We start from the raw sequence: 27,000 nt of genomic DNA on the forward strand, positions 1-27,000 counted from the left end.
AACTAAAAAATTTTTGTTTAAACCCCTTTTAAAGCGGCAATAATTTCATCAGAAAGTGAACATGAGGAGGAACTGAAAATGAAAAAAACCGCTGTCCTGAAAGAAGTAGAAAAAGAACTGAAGGCCTTAGAAAGCCTGCTCAGGAAGCATCCGCCCCGCCAAGCCAGGAACGGGGGACGAAAATAAAGGCAGCCTCCGCTTTGGCCTGGCCCAGTTTTCCCTTTACCATTTCATAAGCCCGGGCCATGACATAATAACTGGCGTCATGGGCATCTCCGGCTACCGCTACCGGCCAGTCCTGTTTCAAAACCCGCCAGGCAATTTTTTCCGCTTCTGTGCCAAAGGCCCCCAGCAGGCTGCCCGCGGTGATTTGAAAACCGGCTTCCAGCTCGGCCAGGCGCTGAATTTTGGACCAATCACAGGCCAGCGCTGGCGTCCGTTCCGGATGAGCAATAGCCAAACTGGCTCCAGCCAGCTGCAATTGATAGATCTGTTCCAGCCAGTTATGCCCTAAATAATCCCAGGGCAGTTCCAGCAACAGTCTCTCTCCTCCATTCAGCCCCGGCAGTTTTCCTTGCCGCCAGGCTGCTGGCAATTCCGGACTCAGCATAGCCTCACAACCGGGCTTGATTTCCAGGGGCCAGTCCAGCTGCTGTAGACGCTGATTCAATTCTGCCACCAGTTGATACATGCGCTGGCTGCCATGGCGTTTAACTTCCCGCCAGTGGGGAGTTGCCACTATTATTTTCACTCCGGCTCCAATGGCCAGTTGACACATTTCCAGAGTTTCCGTCCAATCCCGGGCGCCATCATCAAAGGCAGGGAGCAAATGACAGTGAAGATCAATCAATCTCTATCCCCCCTGAACTTATTCTATCACAGGAGGAAAAAATATGTACAGCCAAAAAACCTTACTCTGGCTTTTACTGCTTAGCTTTTTCCTCATACCGTGGATTTTCCTGTTTCAGCCAGATACTGCAGCAACTAACCCCGTTGGCCCACCCCAGCAGCTCTTGCGTTTGCACGTTATCGCCAATAGCGATCAGACTGCCGACCAGGCAGTTAAGCTGAAAGTCCGTGATGCCATCCTGGCCTATCTTACTCCTCGCCTGGTCAGGGCCACCAGCCTGGAGCAGGCTCAGGCCATCGTCATAGCAGCTGAGCCCGAAATTATCAGGATTGCCAATCAAACCCTGGCAGCGCAACAATTTCCTTATCAGGCCCGGGTGGAAATCGGCCGTTTCCCTTTTCCCAGCAAGAGCTACGGAACTTTCAATCTACCGGCCGGCCGCTATCTGGCTCTCCGGGTTTTGTTAGGACAGGCCCAGGGTAAAAACTGGTGGTGTGTGCTCTTCCCTCCTTTGTGTTTTGTTGATCTCAGTCATAGTATTGCCGAAAACCCCTCTCCTCCACCCCGTTTGCGTTCCCGCATCCTGGAATGGTGGCAGGAAAGGCAGAAAAATCATCCCCTGGCCCGCATGAGCTAGGGGATGATTTTCTTTACATACTCTTCCATTTGAGCCTGACTCTGGGCCCCCACTACTGAAGCAACTACCTGTTGCTGACTATTGATGAAGAAAAAGGCTGGAATAGCACTGACCCCAAACTGGGCTGCCAGCTGCTGCCCCTGCGGGTCATCCACATTGACAATCAGGAATTCCACCTGACCTGCATATTTGTTCTGCAGAGCCAAAACCACGGGCTCCATCTGTTTGCAAGCCGGTCACCAGTTGGCATGAAATTTGATCACCATCGGCCGTTTTTCCTTGTACCAGCGTTCATAGGTCTGCAGCGGATTAGAAGTTACCTGAAAGGCTGTCAGTTTCTGCTTTTCAACCGGCTTTTGCCCGCCGATACTAAACCAGTCTTCCAGGTAAGCAATACTGCCGATGATGGCTACCAGCACGATCACCAGGGCCAGCCAGCGTTCCTTGTTCATGCCTTGCCCTCCCTTCCTTGAACTAATTTCATTTTAACCTGAAACTGTTACGAAATTGTGTCCAGGGAGGGGTAATAGTCCAAAAATAGTCTACTTAATAGTCTACTTTTTTAAAGCTTCCGCAATGGCACGGCCCACTTCTCTGGTTCCGGCTCGCCCGCCCAGATCCGGGGTTTTAATGCCCTCCTGCAGGACCCGGGCTACTGCTGTTCTCACGCTCTGGGCAGCTTCCACTTCGCCAAGATGGCCCAGCAGCATGGCGCCACTTAAAATCAAAGCCAGGGGATTAGCCAGGTTCTGGCCAGCAATCTGAGGCGCACTGCCATGGACAGCTTCAAAAACAGCGGCCTTTACCCCCAGGTTAGCTCCGGGAGCCACTCCCAGACCGCCTACCAGACCAGCACAGAGGTCAGAAACGATATCCCCGTAAAGGTTGGGCATCACCATTACATCAAACTGCTCCGGCGCCTGCACCAGCTTCATACAGGCCGCATCCACAATCACATCTTCAAATTCAATCTCTGGATACTGGGCCGCCACCTGGCGGGCGCATTCCAGAAAGAGCCCATCACTCAATTTCATGATATTGGCCTTATGCACTGCCGTTACTTTTCGCCTGCCTTCCCGCCGGGCAAAGCTGAAAGCCGCCTCACAGATGCGGATACTGGCTTCCCGGGTGATGATTTTAATGCTTTCAGCTGCATCCTTGCCCACCCGGTGCTCCACGCCAGCATAAAGGTCCTCGGTATTCTCCCGGAAGATGACAATATCAACCCCGGTATAACGGCTGGGTACCCCCGGGAGATTCCGGGCCGGGCGTACATTGGCATAAAGGTCCAGTTCCTGCCTCAAGGTTACATTCACACTGCGAAACCCCGTTCCCACCGGGGTAGTAATTGGCCCTTTCAAGGCCAGACCAATTTCCTTAATCTGATTGATAACTCGCTGGGGCAAGGGGGTACCTTCGCGTTCAAGTACTGCCGCCCCTGCCTCCAGTTCAATCCACTCAAAATCCACCCCGGTAGCTTCCAGCACCTCCACTGCCGCTGCTGTTACTTCGGGACCTATCCCGTCTCCAGGTAACAAAACAACTTTATAACTCACCGCGCTCCCTCTTTTCCAGATATTCTTCATAGATGAAGATCAATTCCTTATCAAACAGGGACCGTTTCAGTTCCACCGCCGTGGCCCGTACCTTTTCCAGAATAGCAGCGGCATCTTCCTCTGACAGGTTAACCCCATATTCGGCAAATTTTTTCTTGATGGCAGCAGTACCGGAGTGTTTGCCTATCACAATCTGCCGTTCCAGACCCACATCTTCTGGCTTAAAGACTTCATAGGTCAGGGGGTTTTTCAATGCACCATCAGCGTGAATCCCCGATTCATGGGCAAACATGTTGGTACCGACAATAGCTTTCCAGGCCGGCAATTCCCGGTTGGAAGCCATGGCCACATACTCGGATAATTCACGGAAGCGCTCGGTTTTAAAATTAAGATCGATTCCATAGAGGATTTTCAAGGCCATAACCACTTCTTCCAGAGCGGCATTACCGGCTCTTTCGCCCAGTCCGTTTACCGTTACGCCCACGTAGTTGGCTCCCGCCTTCACCCCGGCCAGGGCATTGGCTGTGGCCATGCCAAAGTCATTGTGGGTATGCATTTCCACATCAATGCCTACAGAGTCGATCAGAGTTTTGACATTATTGTAAGTAGTAAAAGGATCCAGGATGCCGATAGTATCACAGTAACGCAGGCGGTTGGCCCCGGCTTCCTTGGCCAGTTTGGCGAACTGAATCAGGAAGTCCATGTCCGTCCGGGAGGCATCCTCAGCATTAACAGAAATATAGACTCCCTGACTTTTGGCATATTCCACGGCCTTGACCATGTTTTCCAGTACCCATTCCCGGGAGGTCTGTAACTTGTATTTGATATGAATATCCGAGGTGGAAATGGAAATAGCCACTGCATCCACACCGCAATCAATGGATTCCTGGATATCCCGCACTACCGCCCGGTTCCAGGCCATAACACTGCAGCGCAAACCCAGTCGGCAAATTTCCTTAATGGCTTCTTTTTCATCGCCACCCATAACCGGAATCCCGCATTCAATCTGGTCCACTCCGATTTCATCCAGCATGCGGGCAATCCGTACTTTTTCCTTGTTAGCAAATACTACTCCCGCCGTCTGCTCCCCGTCCCGCAATGTGGTATCCACAATGTAAATTTTTCTGTTTACCACCGTCATACCCTCCCTCGCCAGTAAAACTGTTGTATATCAAACATTATAATGGTAGCGAAGGAGAATATCAAGGGATTGGCCTATTTTTTTATAGTCCATTTTGTCGAAACATCGTTGTGTGCATTGGTGTATACAGTATTTTTCCTGGCGATTGTTCCCCTGTAATATGTTCCTTTTTCTGATGTCCAGCCTTTCTTGCTGGCAATCATCTGAATGGATTTTTTCTCCCCTGCGACCAGGCTGACAACTTGCTGGGCAGTTAGCCCTTCCTTGCGGGCCGTAACATTATATACCCCTGGTGCCAGCTTGCCGAGACTGAAATAACCTTTCTCATTGGTACGCAATCTGGTGGTGCCAACATAAACCACCGCCTCTTCCAGGGGCGCAAGGCTGGCTGACATCACCTGACCACTCAACTGGGCCCATTCCAGTACCGTAAACCCGCGGGCATTACTGATTACGCCGTTCTTCACCACTGTAAGCTGGTAACTCCCAGGGGGCAAGGACGGAATTGTGATCTGGATATTGTTCTCATTCCAGCTGGTGACCGCAGCCAGAGTGCTGCCAATCTGCACCTGACCCGGCCCGGTTCCAAAGCCAGCCCCACTGATTGTAACTGTATCGCCAGCGTAACTCTGTTCAGGTTCTATTTGTAGCACTACCGGTGTAGCATTTGGTGCAATCGCCTCAGCCAGGGATGAAGCCAGACCCCCAGCATGGCATTTGCCACAATCCGCCGCCAGCTTATGTCCGACCTGGCCATGCAACAATTCTGACCGATGACAGGCCTGACAGCGCCGGATGGCCCATTTATCCTTGATTTCGTGGCAAAGGTTGCAGTTTTCCAGACCAGTACCATGGTGGTTTTGCCCTGGCCCGGGATAAGGATGGCATTGTTCACAACTGCGTAAACCCGGTATCATGGCCGTATTCTCCACAATGGTCCCATTACTGTTAATATCCCAGTCCTGCACCAGTGCCGGCAAGTGGCAGGCTGTACACTGACCGCTCAAAGCTTCATTTCTCCGGTGATGGGGACTGCTGGCATGACACTGCTGGCACTTCCTTACCACTTCTACCTGTCCCGGTGCCGTCAGCAAATGACAGGCAGAACAATCCCGCTGATCAGCTGCTGCCGCCAGATGATGACGGTCCGCAGTGGAGGTACCATGACAGTTCCGGCACTCTTCTTCCCCTACTTCTTCATAAGTTTTATCCGGCATCCCATGTATTTCCGGCCGGGTTGCTACCGCAGGCGCAAGGATAGTAATATTGAGCTGATTGCTGCTGCCATTGCTGTTAACTACTGTTACCGGATAATTGCCGGCATTGAGATCAGGCAGGCGGATTTGCAAATAGTTATTCGACCACTGTAAGAGTTCTGCCTTTAGTGGCCCTATTTGTACCCAGCCTGAACCACCAAAACCGGTTCCATTCAGGCTTAGAATTGCTCCAGGACTGGCTTCGGTAGCGCTTATTTGCACCAAAACCGGCCGGGGCTGGGGCAATTCCGGGTCCGGCAGCGATGTGCCACTACCATGACACTGGTTGCATTCCCCACCGTGCAGGAGATGCAGCTTGCTGGACTGATGGCAGGAAAGACAGCGACTTACTGATATGCCCCCGGAATTGCTGCTGTGGCACCAGGAACACTGCTGTAATCCCTCCTCATGGTGTAAAGAAGTCAACCCTTCTGTATGACACAGCCGGCATTTATTGATATCCGCATCAGTGACTGCTGTTGTTGCTAACCCATAGTCATCTACCACATCCCCGTAATGACAGGCAGTGCATTGACCCAACTGGGCTTCCTGAGTCAGATGGTGACTGTCTTTCACATGGCAGATTTTGCAATCACTGACTGCGGTTATTTTCCCCTCCTGAGACTGGTGACAGTAATCACAGGTAACTACCAGTGCTTTCAAGCTCAAATGATGCCGGTTCTGCGTAGTACTGCCGTGACAACTGCGGCAGTCCATTTCTGTGAGTGCACCATAGGTACGATCCGGAAAGCCCAGCTGCTGGGTAGTTTGGGCCCAGGCTTGTCCGGTTAGAAGAAATAAAATTAAGGTACATAAAAATAAAATTGCTCTTTTCATTTAAATCCCTGCCTTCCTGACTAGCTAAGGGGAAAAGCCGCACTTCACAGAGGAAGTGCGGCTGAAATATTTAGTAAACCTTGAAAGTCTTTTCTGCGGTTACGCCACCAAAAGTTTTAATTTTTACTTTGTGATATCCTACTGTAAGCCCAGCGGGTACCTTGAACTGAATTTTTGTAGAACTCCAGAAGGTAGCCGGTACAGGCACCCCGTCAACCAGGATCTGGCTGGCACCCTGTTGCGCCCCAAAATTGTAACCAATAGCGGATATTGTCCAACCGACTTTAGCGGTAGTAGGACTGATCGAACCCAGATAAGGCACACCCCAGACATTCAATATATTGGTACCACCTATAGCCCCGGAAGCTTCTCCGGCCGGGCTGGATACCCTCACACTGTAGGAACCAGGACTCAAGGTAGTCGGTACAGTGAACTTGATGGTGTTATTGTCCACTACCGTAAATTCTACCGGTATCTGAGTAGCACCATAGCTCAGCTTGACACTGTCCACTGCCGGAACCAGGAAGTTCTTACCGGTGATAGTCACCTCACCACCGGCTTTGTACACTACATCTGCTGGAGCGATGTTATTGATTTGCGGACGGGCCCAAACAGTAAAGACCCGATACTGCGGACTTTCACCTTTCATGTTTACCAGACGCACATTATACTTGCCTGAGTTAACCATGGGCACAGTAAAGACTACCTGGTTATCAGTCCAGTAGTCAATCGGAGCCTCAGCATTTCCAAACATTACTTTGGAATAACCTTTAATAAATTCACCAAAGTTGGTACCGGTTACAGTTACCTTGGCCAGTATCGGTCCTTCATAAATATCAAAACTGTCGATAGTAGGCACAGCAACTGGCTGGGGCGGAGCCATTTCGGCAATCAAATTGGAATGGCACCCCTGACATCTTTCCACCAGCATGTTACCAGTTTCATCAACAGTGTGGCCTTTAATGGTGTGCAAAGTGCCGATATCATGGCACTGCTCACAATCCCGCACGGGGGCGCTGACATTGCCGAAATGACACTTGGCACAATCTATACCCGCATTAGCTACATAATGGTGAGTACTATTTTCACTCGGGTCATCTACCGGGCCAGGCTTGAAGATCGGTTTGGGTAAATCAGCCGAAGCATTGGTAGCATGGCAATTCCGGCAATCAGCAATGGCCGGAGTGATTAAGGATGCATCATAAGTAGGCAGTGGTTTGGAACCAAAGTCACTAACTACATTAGGATCGTGACAAGCAGTACACCGGCCCTCAATCGCATCTACGGTCTTGTGGTGAGGGCTTTCGGTGTGACAGGTTGTACATTCCCGGGGCACCGGCTGGATGGTGCCATTTTCAAACCCGTGACAGCGATAACAATTACCTTCGATTTTAACGAAGTCAATACTATGGTGGCGATCGGCCAGGTTGGAGCCGTGACACTGTTCACAATCAGGACGGCTCAAAAACTCCCAGGTGGTATCATACAAACCTTCATTCTGCGGCACATAAGGCATAGTAAAGGCCGCAGCCAAGGCCGTGCCACTGCCAATGACCAGCAGCAATGCGGTCATCAGCAAAAGAATCCACCCTTTTCTCATCCGCGCTCCTCCTTTCAAAACTTTAAAACTCCGGTTTATGCAATCAATCACTTCCCTCTATTCACCTCCTTCCCATAAGGAATTATACCTTACGGGGCTGATTTTCTTTGTCGAAGTTGGTATGAGATGACATTTTTTCTTGCGACATTTTTCACCATCATTGCCTTTGCTCTCCCAACCTATACCGAATAATAAGGGACAGGTTGTCGATATACTGTCGAAACCTGTCCCTTAACTCTCAATATGTCAATCTGCTCTTAATTCCTTCCAGTATACTGCCCTTAATCACCACCTTTATCACCGTGCGGGCCGAAAGGTTACCATCATCGCCAGCACCAGCAGCGATAATGGTAACCGGATAAAGTCCATCCGGTAAATAGGGATCAGTGAAATGGATGCGAGCTCTGTTTTTCGACCGGGGATTAACAGGCAACTGCCAGGTGTTAGCCGGTGTCCCGGCCGGATTTGTCGGTTCCAGCAGCACCTGCTGTCCATCAGGAAAGCGGACCTGTACATATTTTGCTCCCGGACAGGGCCGACTTCGTCTAACTTTCTTTTCTACAACACTGCCATCAGGCTGCTGTTCATAAACAGTTTCTTCCCAGGTATAAGGGGTGGTGGCCGTTTCCACCACCAGGGCAAATACCTGTCCGGCTTTGATCTGGGCCGGTTCCGCCCTGCCGCTGACGGTCAGCTGGCCCTGTTCTTCCCTCACTTCCTGACGAACCTGGATGGCCTTGCTCAAACTGTTGTCCTGATAGTTTTTCTCCTTAATCTGACGATCAGGATTAATCCATGCAGTTAGGTTAAAGGAACCGGTAGTGTCCGGTGCCTTGATGGCAAAGCTGACTGCCTTCTTTTCCTTCGCTACCAGGGTTACAGGCAATAATGCTACCTGACGCTGGTTAAGGGTCAGTTTCAGTGTTGTCGATAACGGGCGGCTACCCTGATTCTCTACCTGTACTGTCCCCTGGTAGCTCTGTCCGGGACTGATGGGAGACGGGTAAGATAAGCTGAGCATTCTAAGGTTAACCAGGGAACCATTGAGCTTTAAGCTGGTGGTATTATCGGCATAGGTGGTTTCTACAAAAGGCTGGTTCTGGTTGAGCCAGTGGGCCTGACGGTCCCCGTTGACGATGGCGGTCAGGGTGTAGCTATCCTTTTCCGGCAGATTAGCCGGGACCTGCCAGTGGATTTCCACCTCCACGGTCCGACCCCGTTCCTGCCAGGGCCTGCCATCACCGGGGCTTATGGTCAGGTTCTGGCTGGCCACCGTCTGACCGTCCAGCTTTAGTTCCAGTTTTGTTATCAGCGGCCGGCTAACATCGCGGGCACTGACCAGCAGCCGGGTCTGATTGGTCTTGCCTTTCTCTATCTCCTGGCTGCTGCTGGTTAAACCGGAGACCATCAGGTTTTGCAGGCCCTGGTTACCGAAAGCGTGTAACTTGCCATCCAGGGTGGCTACCAGCAAATATCCCCCTGCTAAAGCCATTTCCCCTGTAACCGGAGCTCCCAGGTTAACCCGGCTGACGGTCTTGCCCTGTTGTCGGTCATAATACCAGGGCCGCTCCTGGCCGGTTGTGAGATCCAGGCCATAGACAGTACCGCTATCATCTGCTACCAGCAGCAAATTGGCAGCTGACCAGATGATAGGCGAAACCCAGCTATCCGCCGCCAGGTCCCGCTGAAGCCAGCCGGCAAGGGGAAGGCCATTGGTGCTGTTGAGACAAACTACTCTGGCTTTTTGGCCGTTGTACTGGTTAATAACGAAATAGAGGCGGTTTTGATAAAGGGCAGGGGAGTTGTTGATGAAATTGGCCGGTTTAAAGAAACTTTCATTCATCCACTGCCTTCTGCCGGTACGAGCATTTAAGGCATAGAAGCGGCCTTTTTTATCGAAAAAGTAAAGATAATTGCCATCGGTAGCAATAGAGGCTGGTACCCCGGTTTTGGTGCTATAGGACCAGAGCCTGTTCCCCTGCAGGTCATAGGCCTGGACGGAGCCATTCAGAGCCGTTCCATCCACACCGATAGCAAAAGCATTGCCAAACAGGCAGGGGGAAGAGGTGATTTCCCCTTGCTGGGGAATAGGGGAATTGCCAGCCTGGGTACCCTGATGCTGGTCCAGGATATAGGTGTGCTGGTCGGTGGCCCCGAGGATGACCAGGTTGTCCACCAGCAGGGGTGAGGAGGAAACTTTGCTCTCCAGGGGCAGATGCCAGATGGTCTGGGCCAGATTGCTGCTAAGGGCATAGATGCCATTAGCTCTGGTGCCAAAGAAAAGGCGGCCCTGCCTGTAGGTGGGTGAGGAGATGGAAGGAAAGGTGGCTGTGGTTTCAATCTGCTTGCGCTGGAGGAGCTGGCCACTGTTAAGGTCTAAGGCCAGGATTTCCTGGCCGGCTTTGATGTAGATATTTTGTTCCTGGCTGAGAATAACCGGCTGGCCCAGGATAGGTGGTTCCCCTGGTTTACCCGCTGGCGCCAGCTGCACCTGCCACTGGGTGGTAATGGGCGGAAAGGTGGGGTCATAAAATATTCGTTTTCTATTTTCTTTATTACCGAACATAATAGAATCTTCGTGATCTATATTGAGATTCGCACTAGCTGCATTAAAAAATATGAAAATGAACAAAAAATGGTAAATAAATCTTTTTCTCATTGACTATATCCTCCAGGTTCGAAATCTGTATCAACATAAATAATTACGGCCATTGCATTTCCGTCCCAGTAAATTTTATGGCCAAATGCCTCACTGATAAACCTGACCGGAACCATCGTTCTTTTGTTCAGAATATATGGCGCTACATCCATCGTTTTCTCTTCCCCATTAATAATCATCTTGTTGGAACCAATCTTAACTATTATCGTCGTATTATCCCTCTGCAGTGTAATTTTTTGCTCCCGGCCATCCCATTCCAGGTTAGCCCGGAAAGCCTCTGCCAGCCTTCTTAAAGGTACCATCACCCTGTTCTTGTACATCACCGGCTTTTGATCCAGAAAAAACAATACATGTCCGTTGGAAAAACTAACTTCTATCGGTATACTCGGATCCCTCGGCGTAGTATCAATAGGGTCGGGCTTTTTCACCTTCGGATTGATTTTTCCCCCGTACTTCTTCCATGCTGTTTTGCTGATGGGCACTCCATCAATAGCCAGGATCTCCTCGACATTGCTAGCCTCATAGTAAAGAAACTTCAGCATTTGCTCCAGGGTATAGCCGGGAATGGTATGGGTGGTATCCACCTCCCCATCATAGGTACGCCCCAGGATGATATGGTCCTCCCAGGCCCAGACCATCGTCGCTGGCAATAAAAACACCACAAATAAAAAAGAGATAAGGACTTTTTTCACAAACAACTCCCCCTTGCTGGTTTTTTATGACATATTCCCCTCCTCTCCCTGATTTCCTGCTGCCAAATCCTGTATACAAGGCGACAAATTGTATGATTTATTAAATCCAATCTGTAATAGCAAAAATCGTAATTGTTCATTATTGGAAGCAGGAATATGTAAGTTTATGTCGAAATATGTAAATATAAGTAATTTTGGCAGACAAATTATTCATTGGGCAGCGAAGACAAGACCTACGGTAATATGTCAAGACCATAAGGTCAAAATTTTCTAGTTCATTTTTTAAAAAAGACAACAAAAAACCACCCTGTTTCCCCGGGCTAACCCCCTAATTTTGGACACATACTTTTAAATTCTCAAGTTTTCTTTGGTTTTTCTCTCAACCGAATTCCTATTTTAGCCAATTCCTCAATTCCGTCAAGGGTAAAGGCTTCGCCCTCGCTACGCTCGCCCTTGACTCCATTTCCGAATTGGCTATTCAATAGTTGCGGTTGAGAGGTTTAGACCTTAATTTCTTTGCCTATTCTTTGCTTCCTGCCTAGCTCGATAAATTCAGCTGGCGATAAATAGTTGAGTCCTGAATGGATACGTTCTTCGTTATAAAATTTTATAAAATCACTTACTACTTTGTAGGCTTCGGCATATGTTTGGAACTCATACAAGCTTAAGCATTCTGCTTCTAGAATGCTATGAAATGCCTCTATGTGTGCATTCATGTTCGGTGTTCTATTGGGAATACGTTCATGTTCGATTTTCAGACTCTGACATTTTTCCTGGAAAATACGAGATTTGAATTGTGGACCAATATCTGTTCTGATCACAGGTTTAATTTCTTCCTCAAGTAGTTTTCGCTTCCATAATGCCTGTTCCAGTGTTCTGGCAGCGTCTACACCTTCGCATTAAAGACCAATATGGTAACCGACGATCGACCTATCATATACATCAATTACATGACAGAATAAAGAGAAAAATCTTTTTTCACCCGCTATATAGCCATATTTCAAATCTGTTTCCCATAACTGGTTTGAATTATTTATAGTACGGTTCCTAGCCAGTTTTTTGGGATGATTGGGTTTTATTTTCCTTTGCGGACGTAGATTGCCCAGTTGCTTACATAAACGATAAACCTTCTTTTTATTGATGATCAGTCCGAGAGTTTTCCGTAATGCCATGGTCAATTTGATATAACCATAGGCAAAGCCCTCATTTTCTATAAACTGTAATAGCCATTTTTTTATTTCTTCATCACTTATCTTAGTCTTTTGTTCATCACAAGAATACCCAGGCACGGGACGTCCCCCACTTGCTCTCCTCTGGGCATATTCTCTCTTTAGCTGATAATAGTAAGTTGACCTGGATACCCCAACGATACGCAATACTTTGACTGCTGGGTACCCTAGATTAATCCATATTCAATCTTGTCAGCAAGTGAGGGTTTTTCTTTTTTACTAAATCACGAAGAATAGCTATTTCCAGGTCTTTTTCACCAAGAAGTTTCTTTAGCTGCTCATTTTCCTTAGTAAGCTGCTTGTAATCAGGATAAATTTCATTAATAGTTGAATGTTCCACAGGTAAAGATTGATGTTTGCCCTGTTTGTATTCTCTTACCCAGCGGCTGACCATATTAGGATTCAGCTCGTGCCTTCTTGCTACTATGGCATTATTTCCTGTTTCCAGCGCTTCCTTAATGACTTGATTCTTAAATTCAGCGGTTTACTTTCTGCGTATCATAAAATCGCCCCCTAACATTATTTTAACTCTTAAGAGTTCTAGTGTCCAAATGAGTTAGGGGGCTAAAAAAGTTTTGAATTCAACAGGGAGCCTGCTTTGAAGAGTTTCCCATAGTCGCTCTACTCTACCTTTGGCCTGGGGTGAACGTGCTGGAATAAGGGTTATACCTAGTTCTTTCATAGCTCTGCCAAACTGGGTGTCGTTAACAACTTTGCCTTGCAATTGATCCTCAATCGTAAGCTTTGAAGCGTTTTGGGAAAGAAAAATTGAGTGTCTGTCTGCATAGATACTTGCTGGAATACCGTGCTTGTTAATGATTTGCCAGGTTACCTCAAAATATCCTTGCAAGCATTCATTCTTGGCCAGGTAGAGTCCTACTATTTTCCCGGTAGCATCGTCAATTGCACCATGGAAGGCAAACTTTTCATTAGTGCCAAACCATTCAAAAGGAGTGGCATTCATTTGTATAAGGAGGCCTTGGAGTGACGATAAAAGTGCAGTCGCAAAACACCCTCAAATACGATAAAATAGACGTACGTGAACTGAGGAGGATGCGACAATGGGAACATATGATAAGCAGTTTAAAAATGAAGCCGTTCGACTGTCGGACGAGGTTGGTGTAAAAAAAAGCGGCTCAGCAGCTAGGGATACCATACTATACTTTAGCTGATTGGCGGAGCAAGCGAAAACAATATGGAGATCAGGCTTACGTCGGCAGTGGTCACTCATATCCAAGTGAAGGAAAAAGGCAACGTGAAATAGAGCTTGAGCGTGAGAATGCTGAACTACGCAGGGCAAATGAGATACTAAAGGATGCATTGTGTTTTTTCGCAAAAGACCGGAAGAAGTAAAACCGTGCCAGCTTTATAGATATATCAGCATTAGACGGAAATGTTGGAACGTTAAGGAAATGTGCCGAGTACTAGGGGTCAGCGAATCAGGATATTATCGCAGCCTGAGAGCTTCGGACAAACCGAAACGTCGAGAGCTTCTTCTGGTCAGGATAAAAGAAATCATTAGACAAAATGAGGATAACGATAATTATGGCGCCCGGCGAATCCATTTGGCACTTATTCAGGAAGGTGTAAAGGCCAGCTATAGCTCTGTATACCGAGCAATGAAGCAAAACGGGCTAATAAAGAAGCCTAAGCTACATCCAAATGGTATTACCCGTGAGGATGCAGAAGCCCATAAGAGCGAAAACCTGATTCAGCGCAACTTTACTGCGGAAACACCGAAACAAAAGTGGCCGGCGGACATTACTGAAGTACCATGTTCAGACGGCAAGTTATATGTAGCAGCAGTCTTGGACTGTTTTAATGGTGAAATCGTTGGGTTGGCAATGGATGATAATATGAGGAAGGAGCTCTGTATACAAGCTTTTGAGAGTGCTTGCAAATCGAGAAACGCTCGTGGCATGATATTTCACAGCGACAGGGGCAGTCAATTTACAAGCTGTCAATAACTTGTGAAAATGTCACCCCCTGCTAAGAACCTAACCTGGCTTTGGCAATTGTAGTTATTATGTTCGGTTAAGTCAAGGGTAAAGTGAACGGGCTTCGCCCGCCCTTGACTTAACCTCACTTCATAACTTTTGGCAAATCAAGCCCGGTTAAGGTTTCCTTAAAATTAGATCCAGGCAAAGCTAAGCATACTTTCGGAGAAATATCTCTTCAAGCATTTTTAAAATATCCCTGTCACTGTCTTCGTAGGTAAGTCTTTTAACCAGATTGTGTCCATACTTAAAGTAATGCGTATCTGGAGGTATATAGGGCTTTCTCTCAGTAGCTTCAGTTTTTGGTTTTTGAGTCTTTTGCGGCTTAACATAGGGGAGCGTTTCAAATACAGTGTTTTTGTATTGCACTTTTACGCCAAAAACCGGACTTAATAGATAACCTTAAAATGCCTGTTATAAAAAGAAAATACACCCCCATTATCGATAGTTCTTTTTTGTTTAACACATAGTATATGGCCAATATCAATGTTTTGGTCAAGCGCCCTATAAGCAGTTTCGGGCTCTAAAGCTTTCACCGCAAACTGACTGTTAAATTTCTCTATATATTGAGATAGGAACTCATTAGCTTCATCAATAGTGGTAATACCGGCTATTTTGAATTCAACGGGGAGCCTGCTTTGAAGAGTTTCCCATAGTCGCTCTACTCTACCTTTGGCCTGGGGTGAACGTGCTGGAATAAGGGTTATACCTAGTTCTTTCATAGCTCTGCCAAACTGGGTGTCGTTAACAACTTTGCCTTGCAATTGATCCTCAATCGTAAGCTTTGAAGCGTTTTGGGAGAGAAAAATTGAGTGTCTGTCTGCATAGATACTTGCTGGAATACCGTGCTTGTTAACGATTTGCCAGATTACCTCAAAATATCCTTGCAAGCATTCATTCTTGGCCAGGTAGAGTCCTACTATTTTCCCGGTAGCATCGTCAATTGCACCATGGAGAGCAAACTTTTCATTAGTGCCAAACCATTAAAAAGGAGTGGCATTCATTTGTATAAGGAGGCCTTCCTGAGGCTTTCTCTTTCTGCGGCGATGAGGTTTAAATCTCCTTCGTTTCTTAGGACTGTTAATGCCTGCTTTGGTCAAAATAGTGTGGAGACAGGAATAACTTATGGCTATTCCCTCGTGCTCCTCCAGAAGCTCCATAAAGTGCTTGAAATTGGCGTTCTTGTACTTATCGGATTGTTTCAATGAGATAATCTTGCTTTTAAGCTCGTCAGTGAGTGCATGCTGCGGCTTACGACCTGTATTTTTATGGATAAGGAACGCCGGCCCTTGTTCCATCACTCCTTTTTTAAGGCGCTTAATCTGGCGTTCACTTAGACCTAAGCTCATAGCTGCTTCACTGATTGATAGTTTCCCATCAATTAAGGAAGAAATTACCTTGTACCTATTTAATTGTTCTTGTGTCATTAGATAACGCACCTCGTTTTTCATAGTGACATTTATCAAAATATTCTACAAGTTGACATTATCACAAGATAATCACAATAATATATTATGATTTAAAGCCCCTTGTTTACTTCTCAGTAAACAAAGGGCTTCTCTCTTACTTATTCAAATACTCCACCAGCAATTTGTTCACCAGCTGGGGATTGGCCTTGCCTCTGGTTTCCTTCATCACCTGACCGACCAGGAAGCCGATAGCTCTTTCTTTCCCGGCCTTGTAGTCCGCTACCGACTGGGGATTGGCCTCAACTACTTTAGCCACAATGGCCGCCAGGGCCCCCTCGTCACTGATTTGCACCAGCCCTTTCTCCTTGATGATTTCCTCCGGTTCCCGGCCAGTAGCAAACATTTCTTCAAACACCGTCTTGGCAATCTTGACACTGATAGTACCGTTCTCCTGCAGCTTCAAAAGCTGGGCCAGCTGCTGTGGCTTAATCCTGGACTGCTGGATTTCCATCCCCTCCGCATTCAGCAGGCGGGAGAATTCCCCCATCAGCCAGTTGCTGATGGCCTTGGCATCGTGATGGTACTGCAGACAGGCCTCAAAATAGTCGGCCATCGCTTTGGAAGCGGTGATCACGCCGGCATCATAAGCGGGCAGGCCCAGTTCCTGAATATAACGCTGCTGCCGGGCGTCCGGCAGTTCCGGCAAGGAACGGCGTATTTCCTCCACCCAGGCCCGGTCGATTACAAGCGGAACCAGGTCCGGCTCCGGGAAGTAGCGGTAATCATGGGCTTCTTCCTTGGAGCGCATGCTCAGGGTTACCCCCCGGTTTTCATCCCAGGTCCGGGTTTCCTGAACGATTCTGCCCCCTTCATCCAGGATGGCAGCCTGGCGTTCCACTTCATACTCCAGGGCCCGTTGCAGGGCCTTAAAGGAGTTCATATTCTTCAGCTCCGTTTTGGTGCCAAATTCCTTGCTGCCAATAGGCCGTAAGGAAACGTTGGCATCACAGCGCAAAGAGCCCTCTTCCATCTTGCAATCGGAAATCTCGGTATACTGGATAATCGCCTTCAGTTTTTCCAGATACAGGCGCGCCTCTTCCGGTGAGCGCAAATCCGGTTCGGAGACGATCTCAATCAGCGGCACTCCCGTCCGGTTATAATCCACCAGAGAATAATCAGCCCCGCTGATATTGGCAGCACCCTGGTGCACCAGCTTGCCGGCATCCTCTTCCATGTGGATACGGGTGATACCGATTCGTTTGGTTTCACCATTTACTTCGATTTCCAGATAGCCGTTTTTGGCTATGGGCAAATCGTACTGGGAAATCTGATAGGCCTTGGGCAAGTCAGGATAAAAATAGTTTTTGCGGTCGAACTTGCTGAATTCAGCGATTTCGCAGTTCAAGGCCAAACCAGCCTTAATGGCATATTCCACTACTCGCCGGTTCAGGACAGGCAAAACCCCTGGCAAACCCAGGCAAACAGGGCAGACATGCGTATTCTGGCTCCCGCCGAATTCGGTAGGGCAGCTGCAAAAGATCTTGGATTTAGTTTTCAGTTCAACGTGAACCTCCAGACCGATGACGATCTCGTAATCCTTTAATGGCATCTTCCACACCTCCGCAATTACAGTTGGGGATACAATGGGGCCGGCAACAAGGCCTGTTCCACTGCATAGCTGACCCGGAACAGGGTGGCTTCGTCAAAGGCCTTGCCCATAAATTGTACCCCCACTGGCAAGCCATCTGTCAGCCCTACCGGGATGCTGATAGCCGGAATCCCTGCCAGGTTGGAGGACATGGTAAAGATATCGGACAGATACATGGAGATGGGATCGGCAGCCTTTTCCCCGAATTTGAAAGCTACCGTCGGAGTGGTAGGTGAAAGCAATACATCAAACCGGGCAAACGCCTGGTCAAAATCCTGTTTAATTAAGGTCCGTACCTTTAAAGCTTTGAGATAATAGGCATCATAGTAGCCGGAACTCAATGCATAAGTCCCCAGCATGATGCGACGCTTGACTTCCGGGCCAAATCCCTGACTGCGGGTCTTTTTGTACATCTCCACGATGTCTTCCCCTTCAACCCTGAGGCCGTATTGCACGCCATCATAACGGGCCAGGTTGGAGCTGGCTTCCGCCGGGGCAATCAGGTAATAGGTTGCCAGAGCATACCTGGTATGGGGCAAAGAACATTCCCCTACCTCTGCCCCCAAATCTTCAAGAGCCTTGATGGTCTTCTCCACTGCGGCCCGAATTTCCGGCTGAATACCTTCTACCTGGTAATATTCCCTCGGTACCCCTACTTTCAGCCCTTTGACCCCGCCTTCTAAAGCCTGCAGATAGTCAGGCACAGGCAAGCCTGCCGAAGTGGAGTCTTTGGGGTCATGGCCGGCAATGGTCTGGGTAATCAGGGCACAATCCCGCACCGTACGGGCAAAAGGACCGATCTGATCCAGACTGGAAGCAAACGCGATCAGGCCATAGCGGGAAACCAGGCCATAAGTGGGCTTTAATCCTACCAGACCGCAAAAAGCCGCCGGCTGGCGAATAGAGCCCCCGGTATCGGAACCCAGGGAAAACAGAGCCTCCCCGGCTGCCACTGCTGCAGCCGAGCCCCCGGAAGACCCTCCGGGCACCCGCTCCAGGTCATAGGGGTTATGGGTAGGGAAAAAGCCTGAATTCTCCGTGGATGAACCCATAGCGAACTCATCCAGGTTGGTTTTGCCCACCAGAACCGCCCCGGCTGCCTGCAGCTTGTCCCAGACTGTGGCATTGTAGGGGGGAATGAAATTATGTAATATTTTAGACGAGCAGGTAGTGCGAATCCCTCTGGTACACATATTGTCCTTGAGAGCAAAGGGAATCCCGGCCAGCGGTCCCAGTTCTTCCCCCTGTTGCCGTCTGCGGTCAATTTCCTCCGCCTGGGCCAGAGCCTGTTCCCTGGTAACAGTGACAAAAGCCTGGACCTGGTTGTCCACCTGCTCAATCCTGTCCAGGATGGCCCGGGTAAGTTCCACACTGCTGATTTCTCCCTGAGCCAGCATTTTACTGGCCTGTTCCACCGTCAATGTATGTAAACTCAATGCCTGTCCCTCCTTAGACTATTTTCGGCACTTTAAAGAAGCCATCTTCTGCTTCCGGCGCAGCAGCCACAGCCTCCTCATTGCTTAAACCGGGCTTGACCTCATCATCCCGGAAGACATTTTGCATGGGAATAGCGTGGGCAGTGGGAGGAATCTCACTGGTATCCAGTTGCTTCAACTGGTCAGCATATTCTAAAATAGCATTGAGCTGCTGGGTAAACATCTCTTTTTCTTCTTCAGTCAGCTCCAAACGGGCCAGCATGGCGACGTGTTCGACATCCTGTTTGGTGATCATGGTTTCACCTTCCTTATTGGCATTTTCTCGGCAATTCATAAATTTCATTATAGCAAAATTCGGGAAAATGGGCAAATCAACAGGGATTGGAGGCCAGCAATGAAAGTTGAAATTTTTCCAGCAGAAATCAAAGGCAACCAGGGCTATGACCTGCGCATCCTGGACCCTTCTGCCACGATAGCAGACTATTTACAGGCGATTAATGAATTCATCGAAAATGGTCCGTCCCGGCGGACCAGAGCCCCTGTGCGGCAATGTAAAGGCTGTGACCTCTGTTGTTATGAGCGAATCCCGCTAACCTATATTGACGTTCTTGTATTATACCGCCATCTCCATGGCCAGTACCCTGCTCCTGCCCAGCTGCTCTCTTTTCTCAACAGCCATGCTTACATTTATGTCCAGGGCAGGGCGGTGGATATCAGTCTGGCTAGAGACGAACAGGGCGCCTGTATCTTTCTGGATCAAACTACCGGCACCTGCCGGGTTTATCAGGCCCGGCCGCTGGTTTGTCAAACCTATCTCTGTTCCCCGGCGGGCAAAAACTTTACCAGGCTGCGCAATACTATCGTCAATCTGGGAGAAGATGAACTGGTCCGACAGTGGCTGCTGGCTACACAAGCCTGCGGAGCCGAACTTTACTTTCACGAAGGCTGGCAGCCCCGGGTCAGGCTGTCTGACTGGGATCCGGGGCCTTTTGCTGAGAAAAAGGATTATGGCGAAGTGATTTTAAGTCAGTTTCTAGAAAGGAGATAACCATGAAGAAAACAGCTATTATTACCGGTGGCGCCCATGGTATTGGTAAAGCTATTGCCCTTAAACTACTTCAGCAACAAATTCAGGTCGCTATCTGGGATATCGCTGAACAGGCCGGAAAGGAAACAGAAGCGGAACTGCAGCATCATGGCAAAATTAAATTCTTCCTGGTCGATATCGCCTCAGAACCCCAGGTAAGGGAAGCAATACAGGCTACCGTCGCTTATTTTGGGGGCATAGATTATCTGGTCAATAATGCAGCCATATCATGTAACAAGCCATTGGCTGAATTGACTTTAGCTGAATGGGAACGGGTCATAACCGTTAACCTGACAGGAACTTTCCTGTGCACTAAATATGCTGCCCCCCACCTCAGAGAACGGCAGGGGGCAATTGTCAACCTCTGCTCTACCCGGGCCTTCATGTCCGAACCCAATACAGAAGCCTATTCTGCCTCCAAAGGGGGCATCTATGCCTTAACCCACGCCCTGGCCATGAGCCTGGGCCCGGAAGTGAGGGTTAACTGCATCAGCCCTGGCTGGATTGAAGTAAATAATCCAGAAGCTCTAACCAGCAGTGACCATCAGCAACATCCAGTCGGCCGGGTGGGCAAAGCTGAAGATGTAGCTGCCCTGGCCTGGTTTTTGCTTTCCGACGAAAGCGGGTTTATTACCGGGCAAAACTTCATTATCGATGGTGGTATGACCAGAAAAATGATTTATCTTTAAAGTAAAAACTCCTGCCCTCCCAACCAGGGCAGGAGCTTTTTTACCGGGGTTTCCGTCCTTCCACTACCGCTACCACGCCGCCGGTCAAATCATGGTAGCGACAATCCACCAGACCGGCAGCAGCAAAGCGCCGGGCCAGCTCAGCCTGATGGGGGAAAACCCTGGCCGAGTCATGCAGATAGCTGTAGGCACTGGCCCTTCCGGCCCAGAATTTTCCCATCAGCGGGACCAGTTTCTCGAAATAAAACCAGTAGAGTTCCTTAAAAACCGGAGCACTGGGTTTAGCCATATCCAGGCTGACCACCATGCCCCCGGGCTTTACCACCCGGGTCATTTCCCGCAAGACCTGGTCCAGGTCAGGTACATTCCTCAGGCCCCAGCCCACAGTTACACAATCAAAGCTATTGTCGGCAAAGGGCAGGGCCATGGCATTGCCCTGAATCAAGGTGATATTCTCCTGCAGGGGAAAATGGCGCAGGTTTTCCCGGGCTACAGCCAGCATATTTTCCGAAAAATCCAGACCAACCACCCTGCCTGTAGGACCACCGGCTTCTGCCAGGGCCATGGCCAGCATGCCGGTACCACAGCAAATATCCAGAGCCTGTTTTCCAGGTCCCATACCGGAACGGGCTACGGCAAAGCGGCGCCAGCGCCGGTCCAGCCCAAAGGTCATCAGGGTATTCATCAAATCATAGCGGCGGGCAATAGCATTGAACATTTCCCGTACATAGCTTTCTTTCTGTTCCTTACTGGGTAAAGACATCGTTTTCTTTTCCTCCTATAAACCCAGCCAGCAAAGCAGCTGGGATTTCAGCTCCGTCTTGCCAGCCTGCCAGTTATGGCGCACCTCTTTTTCCTTAAGGCCAGCCAAACCGGGATGGAGGGGCAGGCCGCTAATGCGGCTGAGCATATTCAGCTGTTCAAATTCATCCAGCCCCTCTCTGTCCCCGGCGCTGACCAGAGCGGACAGCACACTGCTGACAAATTTAAAGGGACTGGCAGTAGCGGCAATTACCGCAGGCCGCTTATCACCACTGGCCTGAAGAAAATCCTGGTAAACTTTGTAGGCAACGGCCGTATGGGTATCCAGGGTATAGTGATAACGGTCAAACACTTCAGCAATGGTCTTCAGTGTATCTTCCTGGTCACACCAGCCGGCCCAGAGTACTTCCGCTATGGCCTGGCGGGTCTGCTCATCCACCGTATAATGCCCCGTTTCTGCCAGCTGATTAAACCAGAGGGTGATTTTCTCCCCATCCCCTCCAGTTAAGTCATAGAGAAAACGTTCCAGGTTACTGGAAATAAGGATATCCATCGAAGGGCTGTTGGTCAGTTTGAACTGGCGGCGCCGGTCATAGGTACCGTTTCGGAAAAAATCAGTCAGTACATTATTTTCATTGGAGGCGCAGATCAGCTTGCCCAGCGGCAGCCCCATCCTTCTGGCATACCAGGCCGCCAGGATATTGCCGAAGTTTCCGGTGGGTACCACCACATTGACCTCGTCGCCCAGCACAATTCGGCCCCGTCGCACCAGCTGCAGGTAGGCACTGAAATAATAGATAATCTGCGGTACCAGGCGCCCCCAGTTGATGGAATTGGCTGATGAAAGCTCAAAGCCCCTGTCAGCCAGATAGTTCCGCAAATCTGCGTCAGCAAAAATGGCCTTGACCCCATTCTGGCAATCATCAAAATTGCCAGTTACAGCAACTACGCGGGTATTCTGTCCACCGGTGGTGAGCATCTGCCGTTCCTGGACCTGACTTACTCCCCCCTGAGGATAGAAGACCATAATGCGAATACCGGGAACATCCTTGAACCCTTCCAGAGCGGCTTTGCCGGTATCTCCGGAAGTGGCCACCAGAATTACCAGTTCCCTGGACGCTCCCAGTTTGTGTCTGGCTGTCACCAGCAAATAGGGCAGCAGCTGCAGGGCCATATCCTTGAAGGCTGCCGTGGGCCCATGCCAGAGTTCCAGGATGTGGATGTCTTCCGCCAGTGAAACCACCGGGGCCATTTCCGGATGAGCGAAACTGCCGGCATTATAGGCCCGTTGTAAACAAGTGCGAATTTCTTCCCGACTATAATCGGTCAAATAGCGCTCCAGGATGGCTGCTCCCAGCTCCTGGTACGAACTTTCCACCAGTTCCGTCAACTCTTCCCTGCTGAATTGCGGAAAACTTTCCGGCACAAACAAGCCTCCAGCAGGCACCATGCCCAGATTGATGGCTTCTGCAGCGCTGATCGGCCGGAAATTATTCCTGGTGCTGATATACTGCATAAACCTTCCCCTTTCCCTACTTTACCTTAACGGCATAATCTTATACTATTCGCCCTCATCATCAGTTTTCCTGCCTGATGAGGAAAAAAGCAGGGCGAACCCTGCTCTCTTACCAGCCTAACTTGCGGTGCAAAACATGGACCGCTTCTTTCAATTGACTTTCCGGTACCAGGAAGGAAATAGTGATATCCGAGTCCGAAGTTTGCAGGATATCTATTCCGGCACTATAGAGGGTTTCCATGATTTCCGCCATTACCCCTGGAACCCCTTGCATCCCGGCACCGATAACCGATACCTTGGCACAGTTTTCCACCAGTTCACAGGCGAATCCTGCTTCATGCAGGTATTGACAGGCTTTAAAACCATCGGCCTGAGACACCGTAAAGTATACCCCATCGGGCAGAACAGAGATTACATCCACACTGATGCCCTTTTCCGCCAGCACCCGGAACAGCTTGACTCGCACCAGCTGCCAGTTTTGCTGACCATCCCGGCTGGAAAGAACCCGGACCTGGCTGAGCCCGGTCAGGTGGGCAATCCCGGTAATGACCCTTTCAGCAGCAGACTGGGAAATGAGGGTACCTTTGGCATCAGAAAAGGTATTTTTAATGCGAATGGGTACCTGGCGGCTCATGGCCACTTCAACGGCCCGCGGATGAATAACTTTCGCCCCCTGATAGGCCATTTCGCAGACTTCCCGGTAAGAGATTTCCTCCAGAATCTTGGCTTCCGGCTCCACCCGGGGATCAACGGTCATTACCCCATCCACGTCGGTATAGATTTCCACCACTTCAGCCTGTAAGGCTGCCCCCAGTGCGGTAGCGGTAGTGTCACTGCCGCCCCGGCCCAGGGTTGTTATGCTGCCATCAGGAGCTATCCCCTGAAAGCCCGCAACCACCACAATTTTATCATCCATTACCTGGCGCAGGATGGGCATGGGGTCAACCTCTAAAATCTGGGCATTGCCAAAATTGGCATCAGTCTTGATCCCGGCCTGGCCGCCAGTTAAAGCAATGGCCGGGTGGCCCATGCTATTGAGGGTATGAGCCATAACTACTGTAGAGATAATCTCTCCGCAGGAAATGAGCAAATCCAGCTCCCGGGGATTAACCTCTGGATTAATTTCTTTCACCAGGCTAATCAAGGTGTCAGTAGCATAGGGAGCCCCCTTGCGCCCCATAGCTGAAACCACTACCACCGGCTGATAGCCTTCTGCTTTGGCGGCCAGAATGCGCTCAATAGCCCGGGCCCTGCCTTCCCCATCTGCTACCGATGTACCGCCGAATTTCTGCACAATGATTTTCACCATACTCCCTCCCCGCAAGCTCTATTGTCTACTGGCCGCCAGCCATTTTTCCACTTGCTGCAATGCGATCCGGACAGCTGCCGGCGCCGGTCCTCCCGGTACCTGCCGGGCCTGGACACAGTAATCAATACTGATAGCCTCATAAAGGTCTTCTGCAAACACCGGTGACATTTGCCGGTATTCTTCCAGTGTTACTTCCTCCAGGGCCTTGCCCTGCTCTACACAATAAAGCACTGCTTTACCCACAATTTCATGGGCTTCCCGGAAAGGCACCCCTTTTTTGGCCAGATAATCTGCCAGATCGGTGGCATTGGTGAAGCCACCCTGAGCAGCCTTGCGCATATTATCTTCCTGTACCTTCATTGTTGCCAGCATGGGAGTAAAGACCAGCAAACAACCCTTAACCGTATCGATGGCATCAAAGAGAGCTTCCTTATCCTCTTGCATATCCTTGTTATAGGCCAGAGGCAACCCCTTCATCACTGTCAGCAAGGCCATCAAGTCACCATAAACCCGACCGGTCTTGCCCCGCACCAGTTCTGCTACATCAGGATTTTTCTTTTGCGGCATAATGGAACTGCCGGTACTGAAAGCATCATCCAGTTCAATAAAGGCAAACTCACTGCTGGACCAGAGGATGATTTCCTCACTGAAACGGCTGAGATGCATCATCAGCAGGGAAGCAGCAGCACAGAATTCAATGGCAAAATCCCGGTCACTGACGGCATCCAGAGAGTTCATGGTAATGGCCGGAAAATCCAGTAACTCAGCTACCCTTTCCCGGTTCAGGGGAAAAGTGGTGCCGGCCAGCGCCCCCGATCCCAGGGGACAGACATTTACCCGCTTCAGGACATCCTGCAGCCTTTCCACATCCCGCTGGAACATGGCAATATAGGCCAGCAAGTGATGGGCCAGGGTAATAGGCTGAGCCCGTTGTAAATGGGTATAGCCGGGCATCACCGTCTCCGTATGTTGCTGGGCCAGTTCCAGCAAGGTTTCAATCAATTCCAGCAACAGGTGTTTGACTTGTCCGATCTCCTCCCGCAGATACAGGCGAATATCCAGGGCCACCTGGTCATTGCGGCTGCGGGCGGTGTGGAGCTTTTTCCCCACTGCTCCGATTTTTTCAGTCAGCAGCTTTTCTATATTCATATGGATATCTTCCGCAGCTACGTCAAATTGGACTTTCCCGGCCTCAATCTCCGCCAGCAGCTCTTTCAGGCCAGCTATAATCTGGTCCGCCTCAGCCGGAGTGATAATCCCCTGTTCGCCCAGCATGGTGGCATGAGCAATACTGCCCAGGATATCCTGGCGATAGAGGCGCTGATCAAAATGAATGGAAGAGTGAAAATCCTCCACCAGTTTATCTGTGGTTTTGGCAAAGCGGCCACCCCAGAGTTTACCCACCTCTGTCTCCTCCTTCGTTAATTAGCTGGATAGTACGAAGCCAGGCCTGGCCCGATGGCCAGAGCCTGGCGGCTGCTTGCGCTATTTGCGATTTTTTTCCTCCATCATCGCCCGTACCAGCAGGGGTAGGCCGAAGAGATTGATAAAGCCTTCCGCATCCTTCTGGTTGTAGATTTCGTCCCGACCAAAGGTGGACAGCTCCTGGTGATAGAGGGAATAGGGCGACTTGGCTCCTGCCGGTGTGCAACTGCCTTTGTACAGCTTTAACCGTACGGTACCGGTCACCGTCTTCTGAGTCACATTGACAAAAGCATCAATGGCTTCCCGCAGGGGATGATACCAGACCCCATCGTATACCAGTTCAGCATAGCGCTGGGCTACCAGGTCCTTATAATGCAAAGTGGCCCGGTCCAGGCAGAGCAGTTCTAATTCCCGGTGGGCAGCATAGAGGACAGTGCCGGCCGGAGTCTCATAAACTCCCCGGGATTTCATCCCCACCAGGCGATTTTCCACCATGTCTACCACACCCACACCATTGGCACCGGCGATTTCATTCAGTTTCTCAATCAGGCTGACCCCATCCAGAGCTTCACCGTTCAGCTTCACCGGAATGCCCTGTTCAAATTCCAGCTCCACATAGGTCGGCTGGTCCGGAGCTTCTTCCGGCGGGGTAATCAGCATCAATACATCCTTTTGCGGTTCATTCCAGGGATCCTCCAGATCAGCCCCTTCATGGCTCAAATGCCAGAGGTTACGGTCCATGGAATAGGGCCGGGCCTTGGTCACCGGTACGGGAATACCCCGGGCCTGGGCATAATCAATGGCATCTTCCCGGGAGCGGATATCCCACAGGCGCCAGGGAGCAATGATCTTCAAATCAGGGGCCAGGGCTTTTACGGCCAGTTCAAACCGTACCTGGTCATTGCCTTTGCCGGTAGCTCCGTGAGCCACCGCTTCCGCCCCTTCCTGACGGGCAATTTCCACCAGCCGTTTGGCAATCAAGGGGCGGGCAAAGGAAGTGCCCAGCAAATACTTACCTTCATAAATGGCCCCTGCTTTCAGGGTAGGCCAGATAAAGTCCTCGACAAATTCCTGTTTCAGGTCTTCAATATAAATCTTGCTGGCTCCGGATTTGATGGCTTTTTCCCGCAGGGGAGCCAGTTCTTCCCCTTGTCCCAAATCGGCGACCATAGCAATTACTTCATATCCGTAATTTTCTTTTAGCCAGGGAATGATAATGGAGGTATCCAATCCCCCCGAATATGCCAGCACTACTTTTTTCATGC

At 49.8% G+C, this 27,000-nt stretch carries 26 protein-coding genes and 1 pseudogene; 4 read left to right on the forward strand and 23 right to left on the reverse strand.

The features are described from left to right. Window positions 1-139: 139 nt before the first annotated feature. Window positions 140-850, reverse strand: coding sequence for a tyrosine-protein phosphatase (locus tag CTH_RS12815; RefSeq protein WP_078666104.1), 711 nt, complete (start codon window positions 848-850; stop codon window positions 140-142). A 43-nt stretch (window positions 851-893) separates the two neighbouring features. On the opposite strand from CTH_RS12815, the gene spoIIR reads away from it, so the two are divergent. Beyond that, window positions 894-1,487, forward strand: a complete 594-nt coding sequence (gene spoIIR / locus CTH_RS12820) for a stage II sporulation protein R (protein ID WP_078666105.1) — start codon at window positions 894-896, stop codon at window positions 1,485-1,487. Here spoIIR and CTH_RS12825 read toward each other — a convergent pair. From CTH_RS12825 to CTH_RS12880, 12 genes and pseudogenes are all read right to left on the reverse strand, one after another. After that, window positions 1,484-1,693, reverse strand: coding sequence for a thioredoxin family protein (locus tag CTH_RS12825; RefSeq protein ID WP_159071978.1), 210 nt, complete (start codon window positions 1,691-1,693; stop codon window positions 1,484-1,486). The two genes, spoIIR and CTH_RS12825, sit on opposite strands and share 4 nt — an antisense overlap. Window positions 1,694-1,723: 30 nt before the next feature. Beyond that, on the reverse strand, window positions 1,724-1,939 hold the full coding sequence (locus CTH_RS12830) for a hypothetical protein (protein WP_078666107.1): 216 nt from the start codon (window positions 1,937-1,939) through the stop codon (window positions 1,724-1,726). A gap of 102 nt (window positions 1,940-2,041) precedes the next feature. Then, complete coding sequence (locus tag CTH_RS12835) at window positions 2,042-3,043, reverse strand: isocitrate/isopropylmalate dehydrogenase family protein (RefSeq protein WP_078666108.1); 1,002 nt, start codon at window positions 3,041-3,043, stop codon at window positions 2,042-2,044. Continuing rightward, window positions 3,033-4,178, reverse strand: a complete 1,146-nt coding sequence (nifV, locus tag CTH_RS12840; RefSeq protein ID WP_107754149.1) for a homocitrate synthase — start codon at window positions 4,176-4,178, stop codon at window positions 3,033-3,035. Before nifV ends, CTH_RS12835 begins: the two co-directional genes overlap by 11 nt. Before the next feature lie 80 nt (window positions 4,179-4,258). Further along, window positions 4,259-6,277: an IPT/TIG domain-containing protein gene (locus CTH_RS12845; RefSeq protein ID WP_079907163.1), complete on the reverse strand. Its 2,019-nt coding sequence runs from the start codon at window positions 6,275-6,277 to the stop codon at window positions 4,259-4,261. Window positions 6,278-6,347: 70 nt separating this feature from the next. Beyond that, on the reverse strand, window positions 6,348-7,877 hold the full coding sequence (locus tag CTH_RS12850) for an IPT/TIG domain-containing protein (RefSeq protein WP_078666111.1): 1,530 nt from the start codon (window positions 7,875-7,877) through the stop codon (window positions 6,348-6,350). Window positions 7,878-8,115: 238 nt separating this feature from the next. Beyond that, complete coding sequence (locus CTH_RS12855; protein WP_159073896.1) at window positions 8,116-10,443, reverse strand: outer membrane protein assembly factor BamB family protein; 2,328 nt, start codon at window positions 10,441-10,443, stop codon at window positions 8,116-8,118. 89 nt (window positions 10,444-10,532) lie between these two features. Then, window positions 10,533-11,228, reverse strand: coding sequence for a copper amine oxidase N-terminal domain-containing protein (locus CTH_RS12860; RefSeq protein WP_078666696.1), 696 nt, complete (start codon window positions 11,226-11,228; stop codon window positions 10,533-10,535). Between the two features lie 500 nt (window positions 11,229-11,728). Continuing rightward, window positions 11,729-12,049 carry an integrase core domain-containing protein gene (locus CTH_RS12865; RefSeq protein WP_242952081.1) on the reverse strand — a complete coding sequence of 107 codons (321 nt, stop codon included), beginning with the start codon at window positions 12,047-12,049 and terminating at the stop codon, window positions 11,729-11,731. A 78-nt stretch (window positions 12,050-12,127) separates the two neighbouring features. Continuing rightward, a complete protein-coding gene (locus tag CTH_RS12870) occupies window positions 12,128-12,517 on the reverse strand; it encodes an IS3 family transposase (RefSeq protein ID WP_159073897.1) in 390 nt (129 codons plus the stop codon). A gap of 112 nt (window positions 12,518-12,629) precedes the next feature. Further along, window positions 12,630-12,917 carry a transposase gene (locus CTH_RS12875; RefSeq protein WP_318262829.1) on the reverse strand — a complete coding sequence of 96 codons (288 nt, stop codon included), beginning with the start codon at window positions 12,915-12,917 and terminating at the stop codon, window positions 12,630-12,632. 114 nt (window positions 12,918-13,031) lie between these two features. Continuing rightward, window positions 13,032-13,439 (reverse strand): annotated as a pseudogene (locus CTH_RS12880) (ISNCY family transposase); the annotation flags it as partial. A 340-nt stretch (window positions 13,440-13,779) separates the two neighbouring features. On the opposite strand from CTH_RS12880, the gene CTH_RS12890 reads away from it, so the two are divergent. Next, window positions 13,780-14,424, forward strand: a complete 645-nt coding sequence (locus CTH_RS12890; protein ID WP_159073898.1) for an IS3 family transposase — start codon at window positions 13,780-13,782, stop codon at window positions 14,422-14,424. Window positions 14,425-14,843: 419 nt separating this feature from the next. On the opposite strand, the gene CTH_RS14450 is transcribed toward CTH_RS12890, so the two are convergent. The 5 genes from CTH_RS14450 to gatC all read right to left on the reverse strand — a co-directional run bounded on the left by CTH_RS14450 (window position 14,844) and on the right by gatC (window position 19,242). Next, on the reverse strand, window positions 14,844-15,398 hold the full coding sequence (locus CTH_RS14450; protein WP_318262830.1) for a hypothetical protein: 555 nt from the start codon (window positions 15,396-15,398) through the stop codon (window positions 14,844-14,846). Between the two features lie 39 nt (window positions 15,399-15,437). Then, entirely contained in the window at window positions 15,438-15,881 is a 444-nt protein-coding gene (locus tag CTH_RS14455; protein WP_318262694.1) for a helix-turn-helix domain-containing protein, read from the reverse strand. A 136-nt stretch (window positions 15,882-16,017) separates the two neighbouring features. Then, window positions 16,018-17,472: an Asp-tRNA(Asn)/Glu-tRNA(Gln) amidotransferase subunit GatB gene (gene gatB, locus CTH_RS12900; RefSeq protein WP_078665955.1), complete on the reverse strand. Its 1,455-nt coding sequence runs from the start codon at window positions 17,470-17,472 to the stop codon at window positions 16,018-16,020. 17 nt (window positions 17,473-17,489) lie between these two features. Continuing rightward, complete coding sequence (gene gatA / locus CTH_RS12905; RefSeq protein WP_107754155.1) at window positions 17,490-18,947, reverse strand: Asp-tRNA(Asn)/Glu-tRNA(Gln) amidotransferase subunit GatA; 1,458 nt, start codon at window positions 18,945-18,947, stop codon at window positions 17,490-17,492. A gap of 13 nt (window positions 18,948-18,960) precedes the next feature. Next, complete coding sequence (gatC, locus tag CTH_RS12910; RefSeq protein WP_078665953.1) at window positions 18,961-19,242, reverse strand: Asp-tRNA(Asn)/Glu-tRNA(Gln) amidotransferase subunit GatC; 282 nt, start codon at window positions 19,240-19,242, stop codon at window positions 18,961-18,963. A 99-nt stretch (window positions 19,243-19,341) separates the two neighbouring features. On the opposite strand from gatC, the gene CTH_RS12915 reads away from it, so the two are divergent. Beyond that, window positions 19,342-19,995, forward strand: coding sequence for a YkgJ family cysteine cluster protein (locus CTH_RS12915; RefSeq protein WP_078665952.1), 654 nt, complete (start codon window positions 19,342-19,344; stop codon window positions 19,993-19,995). A 2-nt stretch (window positions 19,996-19,997) separates the two neighbouring features. Further along, on the forward strand, window positions 19,998-20,723 hold the full coding sequence (locus CTH_RS12920; protein WP_078665951.1) for an SDR family oxidoreductase: 726 nt from the start codon (window positions 19,998-20,000) through the stop codon (window positions 20,721-20,723). 40 nt (window positions 20,724-20,763) lie between these two features. Here CTH_RS12920 and CTH_RS12925 read toward each other — a convergent pair whose 3' ends face one another. The 5 genes from CTH_RS12925 to CTH_RS12945 all read right to left on the reverse strand — a co-directional run bounded on the left by CTH_RS12925 (window position 20,764) and on the right by CTH_RS12945 (window position 26,998). Beyond that, a complete protein-coding gene (locus CTH_RS12925; protein ID WP_078665950.1) occupies window positions 20,764-21,486 on the reverse strand; it encodes a demethylmenaquinone methyltransferase in 723 nt (240 codons plus the stop codon). 15 nt (window positions 21,487-21,501) lie between these two features. Continuing rightward, window positions 21,502-23,001, reverse strand: a complete 1,500-nt coding sequence (thrC, locus tag CTH_RS12930) for a threonine synthase (protein ID WP_107754157.1) — start codon at window positions 22,999-23,001, stop codon at window positions 21,502-21,504. Window positions 23,002-23,110: 109 nt separating this feature from the next. Then, the gene (gene dapG, locus CTH_RS12935; RefSeq protein WP_107754159.1) at window positions 23,111-24,307 is read right to left on the reverse strand and encodes an aspartate kinase; all 1,197 of its coding nucleotides are present in this window, start codon (window positions 24,305-24,307) and stop codon (window positions 23,111-23,113) included. Between the two features lie 21 nt (window positions 24,308-24,328). Then, window positions 24,329-25,714, reverse strand: coding sequence for an argininosuccinate lyase (gene argH / locus CTH_RS12940; protein ID WP_107754161.1), 1,386 nt, complete (start codon window positions 25,712-25,714; stop codon window positions 24,329-24,331). An 81-nt stretch (window positions 25,715-25,795) separates the two neighbouring features. Continuing rightward, window positions 25,796-26,998: an argininosuccinate synthase gene (locus CTH_RS12945; RefSeq protein WP_078665946.1), complete on the reverse strand. Its 1,203-nt coding sequence runs from the start codon at window positions 26,996-26,998 to the stop codon at window positions 25,796-25,798. Window positions 26,999-27,000 lie beyond the last annotated feature (2 nt).

The sequence above is a fragment of the Carboxydocella thermautotrophica genome (assembly GCA_003054495.1).
Taxonomy (GTDB): Bacteria; Bacillota.

Coding starts and splice junctions, on each gene's coding strand:
- CTH_RS12845 (WP_079907163.1), bottom strand. CDS start 6,277: ATGAAAAGAGCAATTTTATTTTTATGTACCTTAATTTTATTTCTTCTA.
- CTH_RS12830 (WP_078666107.1), bottom strand. CDS start 1,939: ATGAACAAGGAACGCTGGCTGGCCCTGGTGATCGTGCTGGTAGCCATC.
- gatC (WP_078665953.1), bottom strand. CDS start 19,242: ATGATCACCAAACAGGATGTCGAACACGTCGCCATGCTGGCCCGTTTG.
- spoIIR (WP_078666105.1), top strand. CDS start 894: ATGTACAGCCAAAAAACCTTACTCTGGCTTTTACTGCTTAGCTTTTTC.
- CTH_RS12855 (WP_159073896.1), bottom strand. CDS start 10,443: ATGTTCGGTAATAAAGAAAATAGAAAACGAATATTTTATGACCCCACC.
- CTH_RS12850 (WP_078666111.1), bottom strand. CDS start 7,877: ATGAGAAAAGGGTGGATTCTTTTGCTGATGACCGCATTGCTGCTGGTC.
- CTH_RS12915 (WP_078665952.1), top strand. CDS start 19,342: ATGAAAGTTGAAATTTTTCCAGCAGAAATCAAAGGCAACCAGGGCTAT.
- CTH_RS12925 (WP_078665950.1), bottom strand. CDS start 21,486: ATGTCTTTACCCAGTAAGGAACAGAAAGAAAGCTATGTACGGGAAATG.
- CTH_RS14455 (WP_318262694.1), bottom strand. CDS start 15,881: ATGACACAAGAACAATTAAATAGGTACAAGGTAATTTCTTCCTTAATT.
- CTH_RS12945 (WP_078665946.1), bottom strand. CDS start 26,998: ATGAAAAAAGTAGTGCTGGCATATTCGGGGGGATTGGATACCTCCATT.
- CTH_RS12920 (WP_078665951.1), top strand. CDS start 19,998: ATGAAGAAAACAGCTATTATTACCGGTGGCGCCCATGGTATTGGTAAA.
- thrC (WP_107754157.1), bottom strand. CDS start 23,001: ATGCAGTATATCAGCACCAGGAATAATTTCCGGCCGATCAGCGCTGCA.
- gatB (WP_078665955.1), bottom strand. CDS start 17,472: ATGCCATTAAAGGATTACGAGATCGTCATCGGTCTGGAGGTTCACGTT.